General features: G+C 47.3%; 16 protein-coding genes and 1 tRNA gene. 15 read left to right on the top strand and 2 right to left on the bottom strand.

What is annotated here, in order from left to right; translation table 11 throughout:
- Positions 1-8 precede the first annotated feature (8 nt).
- Entirely contained in the window at positions 9-701 is a 693-nt protein-coding gene (locus J3U76_RS01165; RefSeq protein WP_208003831.1) for an aspartate/glutamate racemase family protein, read from the top strand.
- A 96-nt stretch (positions 702-797) separates the two neighbouring features.
- Here J3U76_RS01165 and J3U76_RS01160 read toward each other — a convergent pair whose 3' ends face one another.
- On the bottom strand, positions 798-1,064 hold the full coding sequence (locus tag J3U76_RS01160; RefSeq protein WP_208003830.1) for a hypothetical protein: 267 nt from the start codon (positions 1,062-1,064) through the stop codon (positions 798-800).
- A gap of 463 nt (positions 1,065-1,527) precedes the next feature.
- On the opposite strand from J3U76_RS01160, the gene J3U76_RS01155 reads away from it, so the two are divergent.
- From J3U76_RS01155 to J3U76_RS01090, 14 genes are all read left to right on the top strand, one after another.
- Complete coding sequence (locus tag J3U76_RS01155; RefSeq protein WP_208003829.1) at positions 1,528-2,502, top strand: transposase; 975 nt, start codon at positions 1,528-1,530, stop codon at positions 2,500-2,502.
- A gap of 948 nt (positions 2,503-3,450) precedes the next feature.
- Positions 3,451-4,953, top strand: coding sequence for a tyrosine-type recombinase/integrase (locus J3U76_RS01150; protein WP_243453969.1), 1,503 nt, complete (start codon positions 3,451-3,453; stop codon positions 4,951-4,953).
- A 4-nt stretch (positions 4,954-4,957) separates the two neighbouring features.
- On the top strand, positions 4,958-5,782 hold the full coding sequence (locus J3U76_RS01145; RefSeq protein WP_208003828.1) for a DUF6387 family protein: 825 nt from the start codon (positions 4,958-4,960) through the stop codon (positions 5,780-5,782).
- Positions 5,783-5,890: 108 nt separating this feature from the next.
- Positions 5,891-6,133: a helix-turn-helix domain-containing protein gene (locus tag J3U76_RS01140; protein WP_208003827.1), complete on the top strand. Its 243-nt coding sequence runs from the start codon at positions 5,891-5,893 to the stop codon at positions 6,131-6,133.
- 14 nt (positions 6,134-6,147) lie between these two features.
- Positions 6,148-6,606 (top strand): hypothetical protein, encoded by a 459-nt coding sequence (locus tag J3U76_RS01135; RefSeq protein ID WP_208003826.1) that lies wholly within the window; start codon positions 6,148-6,150, stop codon positions 6,604-6,606.
- Between the two features lie 18 nt (positions 6,607-6,624).
- The gene (locus tag J3U76_RS01130) at positions 6,625-7,170 is read left to right on the top strand and encodes a hypothetical protein (RefSeq protein ID WP_208003825.1); all 546 of its coding nucleotides are present in this window, start codon (positions 6,625-6,627) and stop codon (positions 7,168-7,170) included.
- Positions 7,167-7,700, top strand: coding sequence for a hypothetical protein (locus tag J3U76_RS01125; protein ID WP_208003824.1), 534 nt, complete (start codon positions 7,167-7,169; stop codon positions 7,698-7,700). Before J3U76_RS01130 ends, J3U76_RS01125 begins: the two co-directional genes overlap by 4 nt.
- Positions 7,697-7,957, top strand: a complete 261-nt coding sequence (locus J3U76_RS01120) for a hypothetical protein (protein WP_208003823.1) — start codon at positions 7,697-7,699, stop codon at positions 7,955-7,957. Before J3U76_RS01125 ends, J3U76_RS01120 begins: the two co-directional genes overlap by 4 nt.
- Entirely contained in the window at positions 7,954-8,379 is a 426-nt protein-coding gene (locus tag J3U76_RS01115) for a hypothetical protein (protein WP_208003822.1), read from the top strand. Before J3U76_RS01120 ends, J3U76_RS01115 begins: the two co-directional genes overlap by 4 nt.
- Positions 8,380-8,444: 65 nt before the next feature.
- On the top strand, positions 8,445-8,972 hold the full coding sequence (locus J3U76_RS01110) for a hypothetical protein (protein ID WP_208003821.1): 528 nt from the start codon (positions 8,445-8,447) through the stop codon (positions 8,970-8,972).
- Between the two features lie 1,149 nt (positions 8,973-10,121).
- Positions 10,122-10,298, top strand: coding sequence for a hypothetical protein (locus tag J3U76_RS01105; protein WP_208003820.1), 177 nt, complete (start codon positions 10,122-10,124; stop codon positions 10,296-10,298).
- Positions 10,288-10,467 carry a hypothetical protein gene (locus J3U76_RS01100; RefSeq protein WP_208003819.1) on the top strand — a complete coding sequence of 60 codons (180 nt, stop codon included), beginning with the start codon at positions 10,288-10,290 and terminating at the stop codon, positions 10,465-10,467. The genes J3U76_RS01105 and J3U76_RS01100 overlap by 11 nt, the downstream gene beginning before the upstream one ends.
- Entirely contained in the window at positions 10,464-11,483 is a 1,020-nt protein-coding gene (locus J3U76_RS01095) for a hypothetical protein (RefSeq protein WP_208003818.1), read from the top strand. The genes J3U76_RS01100 and J3U76_RS01095 overlap by 4 nt, the downstream gene beginning before the upstream one ends.
- A gap of 116 nt (positions 11,484-11,599) precedes the next feature.
- Positions 11,600-11,878: a hypothetical protein gene (locus J3U76_RS01090; protein WP_208003817.1), complete on the top strand. Its 279-nt coding sequence runs from the start codon at positions 11,600-11,602 to the stop codon at positions 11,876-11,878.
- 449 nt (positions 11,879-12,327) lie between these two features.
- Here J3U76_RS01090 and J3U76_RS01085 read toward each other — a convergent pair.
- Positions 12,328-12,404: transfer RNA gene (locus J3U76_RS01085), tRNA-Ile, on the bottom strand.
- Positions 12,405-12,639: the final 235 nt, after the last annotated feature.

The raw sequence follows: 12,639 nt of genomic DNA, 5'->3' as shown, positions 1-12,639 counted from the left end.
AGCCCGCTATGCGTAAGCTAGGATTAGTCGGTGGCACTGGGCCTGAAGCTACCGTCTTATATTACCAAGGGTTAATTGCGGGAATAGGGCAGCTTAAAGGGTCAGAAGTATTGCCCAAGTTATCCATTGAAAGCCTCAGCCCTTTCGAGGTATTTGCATACTGTGAAGCACAAGATCTTGCCGGTTTAACCGAATATCTGCTTACCGCCATTCATCATCTTGCCGCTGCTGGTGCAGAATGTGCTGCTCTTACTGCGGGCACTACCCATATTGTGTTTGATGAGTTAGTCAAGCGCTCGCCGATTGAACTGATCAGCATGCTGGATGCTACCCGAAATGCCGCACAAGATAGTAAGGTTAATACCGTTGGCCTATTAGGCACCGCCTTTACCATGAATCACGACTTTTTTGCCCGCAGCTTTGCCGAAGTCGGTATCAAAGTCGTCACTCCAAACACCGACAACATAGCGTTAATTCAACAAATTATCGCCAGCGAGCTAGAGCATGGCGTGGTAACAGACGCCAGCCAACAACAACTGCTGCGCATTATAAATGACATGGTCATCGAGCAAAAAATAGAGCAAGTGATACTCGGTTGCACCGAACTGCCACTGATCTTAAACAACAGTATCAGTCCCGTATCTTGTTTAGATCCAGTACCGCTCCATATCAAAAAACTAGTCACCCACATCGCCTGTTAAACGCCGGCTGCCATACGAAAAATAATAAGGTTTGATTGTTAGTTAGAGCTTCCTTAATTAGGGTTATAACTTAGCTGGCGCTGCTTATATCTTTAGCTATAGATCATAACGGCGTAGCCAGCGACGACTAATAAAAAACACAGCCGCAGGAATTAATATAAACACCCCACAGGCCGCAGCAATTGCCAAACCAATAGGAAAGCCTGCCGCAAAAGACAGCGCAAATGCTAAGCCGGTAAATGAGGATATGGGGTTAAGCGACATTAACCAAGATGCATTGTCAGCAGCTCCCGAAAACAGCCAGCACAGTGCAAAAAATGTCCCCGTGGCCGCCAAACTAGCTATTAAAGTACTGTTTTTCATATCGCCTCTCTTTGAACGTTATAGTCTATTTTTATCTCCTGCCTATGTCCCATATCTGCGATTGCTCCTAAGTAGCTGGATAAGCCCAACGCCTATAAGGTACAGTGAAGCTCCCCGCCCTTACTCAGCGAGCCTAAGAGTGAGTATGACAGTTTGAGCATATTGAATAACACTCCTAGCTCATGCTCTTAGGCAAAGAATGAAGCAGATAAACTGTTATTCTTTAGGCGGCCTAAAGTACATAGTCAGTGACGCAGATGGGCAAGGTGTAGCCCTCTGTCGTAAGGTGTGAGTATCGGATACTAAAAATCCAACTAACACAACTAACAGGCCACCCATAGGTATTGGTTGTTTTTTAGCCTATCACCAAATCCAACTAACAGGCCACCCATAGATATTGGTTGTTTTTTAGCCTATCACCTATACTTAAAATGTTCAGGGTTGAACTTTTTAGGAGGCTAGGATGGCTAAACCACGGGTTGCCCAAGTGAGCTTACAAGATACGCCCTTTTACCATTGCGTAAGTCGCACGGTGAGAAGGGCATTTTTGTGTGGTGTGGATGAGGTTTCTGGTCGTACGTTTGAACACCGTCGACAATGGTTAGAGAAGCGATTGCTGTTTTTGACGCAGGCGTTTGCCATTGATATTACCGCCTATGCGGTTATGTCTAATCATGTGCATGTGGTGCTGCGTATTGATGCAGAAACAGCGGTGAATTGGCGAGATATTGATGTGGTAAATCAATGGCATAAGCTGTTTAAAGGCACACCGCTCACCCAACGGTTTGCGAACGGCGAGGTCGTTAAGGCTTATGAAATCGACATACTTAACGAGAGGGTTGCCGAGTATCGACGTCGACTGATAGACATCAGCTGGTTTATGCGCGCCTTAAACGAGCCAATAGCTCGCCAAGCGAATAAGGAAGATAACTGCACCGGACGCTTCTGGGAAGGGCGCTTTAAATCTCAAGCCTTACTCGATGAAGCTGCGGTGTTGGCCTGTATGACCTACGTCGATTTAAACCCCATTCGCGCACAAATGGCCACCACCCCAGAAAAGTCTAAGCACACCAGCATTAGGCGACGTATAGATGCAGCAAAACAGGGGGGACAACCGAAGCGTCTACTGCCCTTTGTGGGTAATGAACGCAAACAGTTACCCAAAGGCTTACTGTTTGACGTCAAAGATTACATCACCCTCGTGGACGATATGGGCAGAATATTACGCGATGATAAACGAGGTGCTATTGCAGAAAGTACCGCCAACATACTGAACAGGTTGAATATTCCGCTAGAAAACTGGTTAAAGATAACCGAAGAGTTTAAGTATCTGTTCACCGGACCGGTTGGGTCGCTTGAAGACTTAACGCGTTACTGCAAACACTTAGGTATGCAGCGGCGCGCGCACCTTAAAAGTTGCCAGCACTGGTCAAGCTGAGTACTTAGCGTCAATCAACATAGCTAAATACGTACACTCCAACAGGAGTGCGCAAGTGCTACCTGAATATCGTTTAAACGAAGCAAATTACTAGCAAACCACATCAAATAAGAGCAATCTGCTCCATTTTAGTTTTTCATCCCATTCAATTTTGCCAATCACAGCCAAAAATCTAGGTGGCTGGCCCAACATGAGTCTTAGTGGAACAATGAGTCTTAGTGGAACAATTTAACATTGGGTGGCAACTTAGGTTAATTTAACATTGGGTGGCAACTTAGGTTCATTAGTGGAACAATTTAACATTGGGTGGCAACTTAGGTTCATTGGGTGGCAACTTAGGTTCAGGTTCGCTGGATTTTTTGAAGAGGGACAGGTGCCTAAGCCTCGTTTTACTCCAATTACTCAGTTGATGCCGTTTCCCATGGGAAGTGGTCTCTCCACTTTACTGAGATAATCAATCAGCACTAAACGCAGCATTAGCGCCAGCTCTGAACCGTCTGTTGTCGAGGCTCGGCAAGAAGCTCTTATCAACTTTTCTCATCACTGCTCTTGCTTACGCAGCAGTAACCGTGTCTTAGTTAGCTCAAGATTGTTTTCTGGTAGTTTAGCTTGTAACTCGCTTAGTAACAGATGCGCCAACGGCACTGCCAATAAGTCAAACAGCTATGCGCTTATTTGACCCATTACTTGACCCACTCTTAACCATAAGGAGGCAGGCACAAAAAAGGGTTAGCAGATATTAATCTGCTAACCCTTACTATATATGGTGGCCCCTCCCAGACTCGAACTGGGGACCTAACGATTATGAGTTATGCGGATAAGGAATCACTGTCGTTACCTGCTTGCATATTACTATAATTAAAACAGAGCCTTACGCGTAACTGTTGTTACTCTTGATTCCCTGCAAATACCTATATAAAGTATCCCACTGGTATCCCAAGGTATCCCATGGGTATCCCTCGAGACCAAACGATTATGGCAAATAGGGGCGGTGAATTGGACAGGTTTAACTTCACTAAACGGGCTATTAATGATTTAGCCATTCCGGAGATAGGCCGCAAAGAATACGCTGATACAAAAATATCAGGGTTGCGTGTTCGTGTGGCTGCTAGTGGCCGTAAGGTTTTTTGTGTGATCCGCAAAAAAAATGGAAAGTTTATCCGCTCAACTATTGGAACATGGCCAGACCTTACCGTTGATGGTGCGCGGCGTGTAGCCATGAATGTATTGCGCGATATTGCCACCACGGGCAATAACCCGAACGAAACCCGCCGCATCCACCAAAAAGCTAGCGTTACCTTGCTGGAAGCTCTTGAGGAATACATAAGCAGTCGAGGCGAGCGCATTAAAACCACCACCGCCGAACAATACAGAGCTGCTCTAGGTAATTACTCACAGGGTTGGATGGGCCAGCCATTGCGCAATATTTCACGGGAGCGAGTACAGCAACAGCACCAAGCAATTAGCGAGGGGCGTATAAGCTGGATAAACAAAGACGGGCAAGCGGTGAAAATGAGAAATGCCAGTAAAGCGCAAGCCGATTTATGGGGGCGCTCTTTGCGGGCTGTATATCGCTTTGCACATGATCATTATCGTGACGAAGATGGGACGACTTTATTACCTGATCCCCCTACCTTGGTTTTATCCACAAAGCGGCAATGGAATCATGTATCCCGCAAAACTAGCCGAATAAGAAACCATGATTTAGGCCGCTGGCTTGCCGCAGTTGAGCAAGTGCGAAGTGAAGCCACCGCGAACCGTCAAGACACAACGGCCGCTATTTGTGATGGGCTGGACTTGGCTTTATTTACCGGTTTAAGGCGATCAGAGGTGTTCGGTCTTACATGGGAGCGGGTAAACCTTGGGGGGCGTTTCTTTTGGATAGAAGAAACAAAAAACGGCGACCCTTTAGAGCTACCGATCACCAATACCTTGTTAACCATCTTTCGCCGCCGCTGGAATGTTTGCGGCATGGTTAGCGTTTATGTGTTCCCGAGTGCAAGCAATATTAAACCCATCCAAGAGCCCAGAAAGACCATTAAAAGAATAGTAGCCCAAACAGTGCCAAGCCCTAACTCTGATGGTTTAACCCCTATTGCCTTTACTTGCCATGATGCCCGCCGCACATTTGGCAGCGTGGCAGAGTTAGCAGGCGTGGGAACTTACATTCTAAAGCGGTTGATGAACCATAAAAGTAAGCGCGACGATATAACCGAGGGTTATTTGTCTTTTAGTGCCGACGAGTTGAGAGGGCCGGCCGAACGGATAGAGCGGGCCATGCTAGAACATGCGGGGCTGGCGCAAAAACCTGATGCGGCTATTGATAGCCAGTTAGCCGCCTTGGTAGAGGGAATGCCAGAAAAGGACAAACGCCGCTTGTTGTTCGAGCTGGCCGCCAAGCTACACGGCAACGACGACACCAGCGCCAGCAATGACACCGAACAGGGATAAGACAATGGCAAAGCGAATTAATAAACCGGAGCAGTTGCCCGAATGGTTTAAATTAGAACGGTATGATGTGCTATTGGAATTACCAGTGGCTGAGTTTATAGATCAGCTAATTGAGCGAATATCACTTTTTGAAATGCCTTTCCATGGAATTAATGATGATGGACAGCTAAAGGTAGCGTTTAGCCCACTCCTTGATACAGGATTGCACGCAGTTAATAACGCCCCACAACATGCCAGACAAATGGAAGGAAAGGAGAGCATTAGGCCAATAACTTATTCTAGACTTGCTTATATGGACAAGAGAGCGAGGGGAGCAGGTGCTTATGGTGCCTTGGCTGACCGAGGGCGAACATTGACAGTTATTGATGATCTGGACGCCGTCATTAATTTTGATACTTTTGATCATGCAATACCTATGGATGAGGGGCTGGCTGTGGCTGTAAACCTTGCAGAGTTCACGGATGAAAAAATATTAACCGATATAGCTCAATTGTTGCCATTTTGGCGAGAGTCACTTAAACACCCAGAGCCGAAGCTAGAAAAAGACAAAGCAGGGATAGCTAACTTGACTAAAATTATAATTTATCGCGCGATCCCTATGCTTGATTTAATGTTTTGGGAGCAAATGCGCGAAGTGTGGATAACAAATGATTTGCTGGCTGCTACGTTACACCCAGATTTTACGGTTAGCGGCGCTCAAGTTGGCGCTACAAGAAAACCATTTATAAAAGAGCTAATGGAAGCCAATTTTTTGGATCGGATGATGCTGGCGCTAGATAAAGAGCCGCACCTTTACGGTTGGCCAGTAAGTGATTTTTTAAAGCGATAGCACTAAATTAAAATTACTATCGAATTCTGAGTTTTCCGCTTTTCGATAGAGCTAATTAAAACCCCCCGAGATAATGCCCCCATAACCACCGAATGAAAGGGGCAATACATGCAAACCACCACGCACCACCCTGCTTTAAATAACCGCTTAGCCGCTGAGCTAGAAGCAAACCCGCGATTAACCCGCAAAGAGGCCGCCGCTTATTTGGGCTTGGCGCATAAGACATTAGCGAACTGGGCCAGTACAGGGCGTTATGGGCTCAAGTATCACCGATGCGGCAAGAAAGCGATTTACTTAAAAGCCGATCTTGATGCTTGGCTTGATGGGCAAAGCGGCACACAATCAGTTTAAGGTGGGGTATCAGCATGACAGCAAACAAAAAGGGCTTGAACCCTGCACAGGTTCAAGCCCCACAATCTACAAAGCGCAACAATGACAAGACAGAGTGTAGCACCAACCAACAGCGCCAGCCAATAGCGACAAAGCCAGCCACAAAAACCGAGCGGGCTTATATGTTGTTACTATCATGGCCTAAAGGTGTAACAGAGGGCGACATTCTCAGGCATTGCCGCCTTTCTTCCGGTCGGAACTATGCCAGCAAAGCAGAAAGAGCCCTAGGCATTAGATTAAACCGCGAATCTATGGATAATCCGGATGGTATAGGCTGCCATTATCGTTACAGCGTGGCGAACTGCCAAGATGCCGAGCGCTTAGCTAGTCTAATCAGTCAGATGCGCCATAAACGTAATGCGCCAGCACTTACACCGGCAGAAGTGGCCCAACTAGCCGCGCCGTACCCCCTAAATAATCCCGCAATGGTTTAACCACCGGAGAACCCACCAATGAAACATTTAATTAATGGGCGAAATGCTCAGGGGATCGGCTTGTCTAAAAACAGTGTTTCTCACTCTTTTGGCTCAATACCCCGCGAGTTTAGCTCTTTGCGTATGACCCGCTTAATCCAAGCGGACATAGAGGCATCCCCATCTTCTTTTAAGGCTTTTATGATGCCTTGTTCCAAATCAGGTTCCACACGGAAGTTTATTTGTTTGTTGCCTTTAGCGTTTATGACTGTTGACACGTGTTGTACTCCAGCTTACTATTATTTGGTAAAGCAAGTGTATGACACTAGCAAAGCAAAAACAACAAAGCCCGATAGTGCTGTAACACTGATCGGGCTTCTAACCACAAACGTTAAAAGGCTAACGACTATGGCTGTTAATAAGTTTACCTTTGTTATTGCCCAAGGCAAGCAGCGGATTGCTGCTATACAGAAAATCCGCTTTATTACCGTATTGGCTAGCACCGAACAAGAAGCCCGCGCGATTGCTGGCGCTAGCTCTTTGGTATTTGTAAGCCGTTACCCAGTTATGGGGGTGGCAGCATGAAACCAATTGATCTAATTACACGCCAACAAGTTAATGAGCTGATGCGGTTTACTAATAGCTATAACCGCATGGAAGCGATTAAGGAACTTTATAATCACACACCTAGCTCGATGTGGTTTGAGCTTTTAGGAGAAAACTGGTCTCTTTGCGATAACATTTACGAGCACATAACCCCGCTATCTATTCGGTTAAGTCTCGCTAGTAGGGAAGACCTTGATCGGATGATGAATACGGATGAACTAGCTATTTTCCGTGGTTTATCTGCTGGAATGAAAGTCTATCGAGGTGGATATTCCGATAATATTCAAGGTCTGAGTTGGACACTTGATAAAAGGATTGCTGAAAACTTCACACTTCTAAATAGGTATAGCCGCAGTGACGCAGGCCCAAGACTTTTGGCCGAGGCTGTCATTATTGACACTAAGAGCATGGTTTATATTGCTGGACGAGATGAGCAAGAAGTTATTGCTCCAAATCCAACAGCAATCCGCATTGTTAATATTGATAGTTTGCAGGGGGTGAGCGCATGAGTCAGGTTAACTTTTTTATTCACACAGTGGATCATGATGGTGCTGATCTAATGATGGGCCCTTTTATTGCTAACCTGACTCAAGATCAGGTTATGGATGAAGCCCGCGCCGCCTTTGTTGGTGCTAACTGCCAACCTAAAGCCGTTCTTTTTAATATCGGTATTTGTCCGACAGCGCCAGAGATTAAACATGCTACCAATTGGAATGGTGCCGAGTCTTTGCGTTTGTTTGGTATTAAGCAGGAGGCTAGCGCATGAAGCCATTTAGCGAGTTTTGCCAACGGTACGAGTTAAACCCAGATACAGAGGATGCAAGGGAGCAATACGCCGAATACCAGCGCCAGCTTGAATTATTCCGCAATGCTGCCGGTTTGGGTAACCCTAGCGAACCGCCTAGCCATTCTTTTGTGTGTGTTCTTGGTGAAGTTACTGTTTGCAAGCAGAGCGGCGGCCGTTTCACCGTGAGCAATCAAAACATGGGCTTTTTTGTTCAATGTAGGCGCGATAACTTCTCTATTGAGTGCTGGCCAATGAGTGCTGAGCTTAGGGAACCGGCGGGCGCTCAAGCTGTAATATCAAGCGGTGACGGGCTGCGCTTAGTATTGCCTGATCTTTGTTATGAAGACGCAGCCCGCTTAGCTTGGTTTACTGGGGTTAACCTAACGATAGATAAAGAGTGAATACCTCAACCTTTAAAAGTTACTGGGCTATTTTGGCCAGTGGCGTTATACGCTAGGGGGAGGGTATGGCTAAGATTGATCGGGATGGTGTACCCAAACGCGCCAGCAAAAGAAAGACTGCGCCGGTTAACTCTGATTTTTGGAACGGAGATAGGGGCGGCTTTGCTGCTATACCGAGACGGGTATTAGATGGGCCTGATTTTATGGCCTTAAATGGCGGTTCTATCAAGCTGCTCCTTGAGTTTGCAAGGCAGGTTAACGGCCACAATAACGGCGACCTCACGGCGGCGTGGTCTATATTAAATAAGCGAGGCTTTGCGAGTAAAGACACAATAGAGCGATCTATTAAAGAGCTAATACAGCGCGGCTTAATTGTAAAGACTCGCCAAGGTCAGGGCGGCGTAGATGGTAAGCGCCAGCCTACTCTATACGCGCTCACTTGGCTGGCGATATGCCCGATCAATACTTACAACGGTAATGGTCGAGTGTTCGACGTTGAGCCCACCACTCAACCATTAAGGCGTAGCTACCTAGATCCTTACGATGGGCGAGCGCTGACGACCCCAAATAAGAATAGTTTGTTGACCGCATAGCCCCAATAAGGGGCTTTTTTATTTCTGCCTTATTCGATTTTCCCCACCCCGATAATCGGGGCTGCTAATCTCGTAATAGACCCGATAAACGGGGCAGGTTAACGCCGGTTCATCTTTAATAGCCCCGAAAATCGGGGCGGTAAAGCTGTTACTGACCGCCTAGCCCACCCCGATAATCGGGGCACTTTATATACTAGCCATATAGAGCTGCTAATCTTGGCAGTTAATAACAATATTAAGCTTACGCTAGTGTGCTGGACGAAAGCGGCTCGGGGCGCTGGCCGGTTATTACGCCGCCATGGATTAAATGAGCATCCTACCCCTGACATTCGGCCTTTACCTAACTTATGCCGCCCCTTCTAATCTTTCCCAAAAACAGGGAAACATTCCCCAAAACAGTAAACCTTTTACTAAAACCGTAAAACTGGCGGTTCGATATGTTCACCGACCTATTAGCTAACACTGCTAATGGTTAGCTGTTATTGCTAATGAGACGGCAAGCCGAATAAAAAGGTACTCCCGAGAGGGGACCCCTTACGGGTGCGTGGAGGCTCGACCTTTGGCTATTTAAAAATTTATTAGATGTGGTTGTTGTTTATCAACAGTGGCCGAACCCTTGCCAAATAAGGCTTGAGTACCAGCCTAAACAACAACTTGGAATGTTTGTAAAAATAGCTTGTAGGCAACCGCCAACTTTTCGGCGGTTGAGCAAAAGTAACCAAAGCTGGAAATCCGACTTTGAGAACATACCGCACCAACGGGCGCAAAGTTACGCCCGTAATTTTACGGGTGTTCGTTCCGCTAATGTATAACCGCCACCACTTACCCGCCATTACACCAAACGCCAGCGCCTAAAGTGCCGATCATCTTTACCCGCTAGCTAATAATCTGCTGACCGTTAAGCATTTTTATATCAACAGTACCAACACCGACAAGGCCAACAACGGCAAGGGGTGGGGCTTGGTGCTGCTGACGACCCTAGAGCCCCGAAAATTAGCCGAAGTCCGCGGCTCTACGCCCCCGTGGACGACACAAGAAAGCGAATAAGGACCCATGTTTTTGTGCGAGCGGGTGCGTGATTGATGGTTTGCAATAAAGACCAGCAAAGGTACTATTGTACTGTATATAAATACAGTTAAAGGGGTGGTTATGAGCAGTAAGGGCCAAGGGCGAGGGCGGCAGGTCACTATGACCAAGCGCCGCCGCCGTGAGTTGATTGAGCTCTTGAATGATAGGGCAGAGGGTGGAGATGTGAGCGCCGCCGGTTGGCTCTTGGTGCTCGACAGCATTAGCCATAATGCAGAGGTACGCCACCATGTTCACTAGCCGAAACAATGCCAGCCTTTCCACTTTTCTAAACCAAGTAAAGGTTAACAGAGAGGCGCAACAGTTAGGGCAGGCACTAGAGGCAGCCCCACAAGATATTAAAGAGCGGATCGTAAGAGTAGCCGCTCAAGTAGAAGCAAAGACCATAACCGATAAGGCTAAGCAATGACTACAAAAAGCAATAGCGCCACCACTTGGCGCAACTGGATTACTGAATCACAAGCCAAACGCGCAGAGCTGGCCAAAGCAGAAAGCGAGCTCGACGACTTAGCTCAAGCGGTAGACCGCGCAACCCTTGGGGCTTGCTCAGTAGCTAAGGAAGCAAACCACCATGTAGGTGTAGATATTAATATGCAGGTGCCAAGCAGAGAAGAACGGGATCAGGTTCGTGCTGCTCTTAGCTTAAGGTTATCGCCCGCTGGCCGTAAGCGTATGCTTATAGACTCAGGTCAAGCCCTAGCATTATCGAGCCATTTACAGGCAATGGAGGAAGCTGAACGGGCCCTAGACGAGTGCCAAGCTAACCATGATAGGCTAACTGAAACCATACACAGCTTGGCGGAGCCACTTGCAACGCTAGAAGGTGAGCGGCCAGAAGCTAACGCTGTGGCACTTATGGCATTTAACGATCAGTTGGAATCTATGGATCAGGATGCAGAAAAGATAGCCGATCTTATAGCGAGTTATAGTGAAGGAACAAGCGAAGAAGAAAGCCAAGATGATATAGCTATTGCACAGGCTAAACTTGATGAATTGGCCGCGCTAGATGCGCTTGGTATGAGTTCGGCCGAAGATAAGAAAGCAGCACAGGCAGCATTAACCAAAGCCAAAGCCGCAGCACAAAAGAGCTTAGAAGAAGCCAACCAGAGAGCCGCAGCGCTTAGAGGCTTAGAGCGCAAGGCGTTAGAGGTAAGCGAGCAGATAGCAGCGCTTACAGATACACGCGATCATGTTGCTCGTATTGTGCATAGTGATGAGCTAGCGGAGTACGAGCGCCAGCTTATTGAGTATATACAAGATGATAAAGTTGGCGAAATTATGGCAGGTATCCGCAAAGCCGCGAGCGCTTTAGAGTCAGTGACAGAGGGTAGCCGGTATGATGTAGGACGTTTAGTTATTCAAATGCCGCACCTATACACCCCCCCGAACCGTGGAGAAATAAGCGGTACTAAAATAACAATCTAGCGCGGCAGACTTTACGCACCACCAGAACCCCATAAAGCCCTTACTGTATTAGTGGGGGCTTTTTATTGCCTAGATCACAGATGTTAAACCAGTATATCAATACGAGGATCTTACCTATGGCCACCCAACAAATAACCATGGCCAGATTAGTGGCATCACAAACCGCCTTTTCTATTGAGCGTGACGGCATCATGATCGGGTACGACCGCGAGAGCTTAGGGATGTGTGTAATTAAAAGCGGAGGGATCACCATTTTAGCCCGACCCTCTGAGGTTGCGCTATTGGGGAGTTCACCACAAATTAAGATAGTGACCGATGAGCTAACCGTGTGCGTAGATATATCTTGGCGAGTACGTCAGGCATTACTTAGTCTTTATAGTGGCGTTTGTCAGTGAGCGCCAGCCGCTAGACTTGAACAACTAGAAGCCGAATCTCGCCACCGGCCCAACCAGATAACCAAAAAACATTCCTTATTTATCAGGCATAAAAAAACGCTTGAGGGTGCGGTGTCCACCGAGTAGGGGCATAGAGATTGACCCACCCCCTACCCATAGAGCCGCCGCTTTTATCGCTGGCGCGGAGTTAGGCGCGAGTTTGTGAAGCATAAGGGATAAGGGCTGGCGCTATGTTGGTGCGGTTTACACGCCGATTAAGGGGGGCAGTATTACGCCGATCTAAACAGTGAGGCTTTACGGTTACAGGCTGGCGCAAGTGATGGGCAAAGTAGGGACATTAGCTTGCAATGGTACGCTATTGTTACCTGATACTCCTTACCAGAAGTATCCCATAGGTATCCCCACAAAAAAGGGTTAGCGGCTGTTAACCTGTTAACCCTTGCTGTATATGGTGGCCCCTCCCAGACTCGAACTGGGGACCTAACGATTATGAGTCGTGTGCTCTAACCAACTGAGCTAAGGGGCCAAAAGTGGGATGATTATAGGGAAAGCCGTGCTTGCTGTCTAGTGGACTAGCTTGATATCCGTTTGATTTTTAGACGGTTGGCATAACTTTTTTGTCGTCTAGTAGTTATTACCGAGCCCAGCGCCAAATAAAGTTTAAGACTGGATTGCCGCGTCACTACGTTCCTCGCAATGACCCAACCCCTTCGAGGAGCCGTCAGCTATCAGCGGTAAGCTGTCAGTTTTGAGTTATTCCA

Source organism: Oceanisphaera pacifica, assembly GCF_017498065.1.
Taxonomy (GTDB): Bacteria; Pseudomonadota; Gammaproteobacteria; order Enterobacterales; family Aeromonadaceae; genus Oceanimonas; species Oceanimonas pacifica.
Note: the sequence above shows the minus strand (reverse complement) of the source record. Positions and strands in the feature narration are given on the sequence as shown.

What these genes read in the sequence shown, in the direction of transcription:
- J3U76_RS01110 (WP_208003821.1), top strand. Translation starts at nt 8,445, where the DNA reads ATGGCTAAGATTGATCGGGATGGTGTACCCAAACGCGCCAGCAAAAGA.
- J3U76_RS01135 (WP_208003826.1), top strand. Translation starts at nt 6,148, where the DNA reads ATGACAGCAAACAAAAAGGGCTTGAACCCTGCACAGGTTCAAGCCCCA.
- J3U76_RS01160 (WP_208003830.1), bottom strand. Translation starts at nt 1,064, where the DNA reads ATGAAAAACAGTACTTTAATAGCTAGTTTGGCGGCCACGGGGACATTT.
- J3U76_RS01150 (WP_243453969.1), top strand. Translation starts at nt 3,451, where the DNA reads ATGGGTATCCCTCGAGACCAAACGATTATGGCAAATAGGGGCGGTGAA.
- J3U76_RS01165 (WP_208003831.1), top strand. Translation starts at nt 9, where the DNA reads ATGCGTAAGCTAGGATTAGTCGGTGGCACTGGGCCTGAAGCTACCGTC.
- J3U76_RS01140 (WP_208003827.1), top strand. Translation starts at nt 5,891, where the DNA reads ATGCAAACCACCACGCACCACCCTGCTTTAAATAACCGCTTAGCCGCT.
- J3U76_RS01095 (WP_208003818.1), top strand. Translation starts at nt 10,464, where the DNA reads ATGACTACAAAAAGCAATAGCGCCACCACTTGGCGCAACTGGATTACT.
- J3U76_RS01145 (WP_208003828.1), top strand. Translation starts at nt 4,958, where the DNA reads ATGGCAAAGCGAATTAATAAACCGGAGCAGTTGCCCGAATGGTTTAAA.
- J3U76_RS01125 (WP_208003824.1), top strand. Translation starts at nt 7,167, where the DNA reads ATGAAACCAATTGATCTAATTACACGCCAACAAGTTAATGAGCTGATG.
- J3U76_RS01100 (WP_208003819.1), top strand. Translation starts at nt 10,288, where the DNA reads ATGTTCACTAGCCGAAACAATGCCAGCCTTTCCACTTTTCTAAACCAA.
- J3U76_RS01130 (WP_208003825.1), top strand. Translation starts at nt 6,625, where the DNA reads ATGAAACATTTAATTAATGGGCGAAATGCTCAGGGGATCGGCTTGTCT.
- J3U76_RS01115 (WP_208003822.1), top strand. Translation starts at nt 7,954, where the DNA reads ATGAAGCCATTTAGCGAGTTTTGCCAACGGTACGAGTTAAACCCAGAT.
- J3U76_RS01090 (WP_208003817.1), top strand. Translation starts at nt 11,600, where the DNA reads ATGGCCACCCAACAAATAACCATGGCCAGATTAGTGGCATCACAAACC.
- J3U76_RS01155 (WP_208003829.1), top strand. Translation starts at nt 1,528, where the DNA reads ATGGCTAAACCACGGGTTGCCCAAGTGAGCTTACAAGATACGCCCTTT.
- J3U76_RS01120 (WP_208003823.1), top strand. Translation starts at nt 7,697, where the DNA reads ATGAGTCAGGTTAACTTTTTTATTCACACAGTGGATCATGATGGTGCT.
- J3U76_RS01105 (WP_208003820.1), top strand. Translation starts at nt 10,122, where the DNA reads ATGAGCAGTAAGGGCCAAGGGCGAGGGCGGCAGGTCACTATGACCAAG.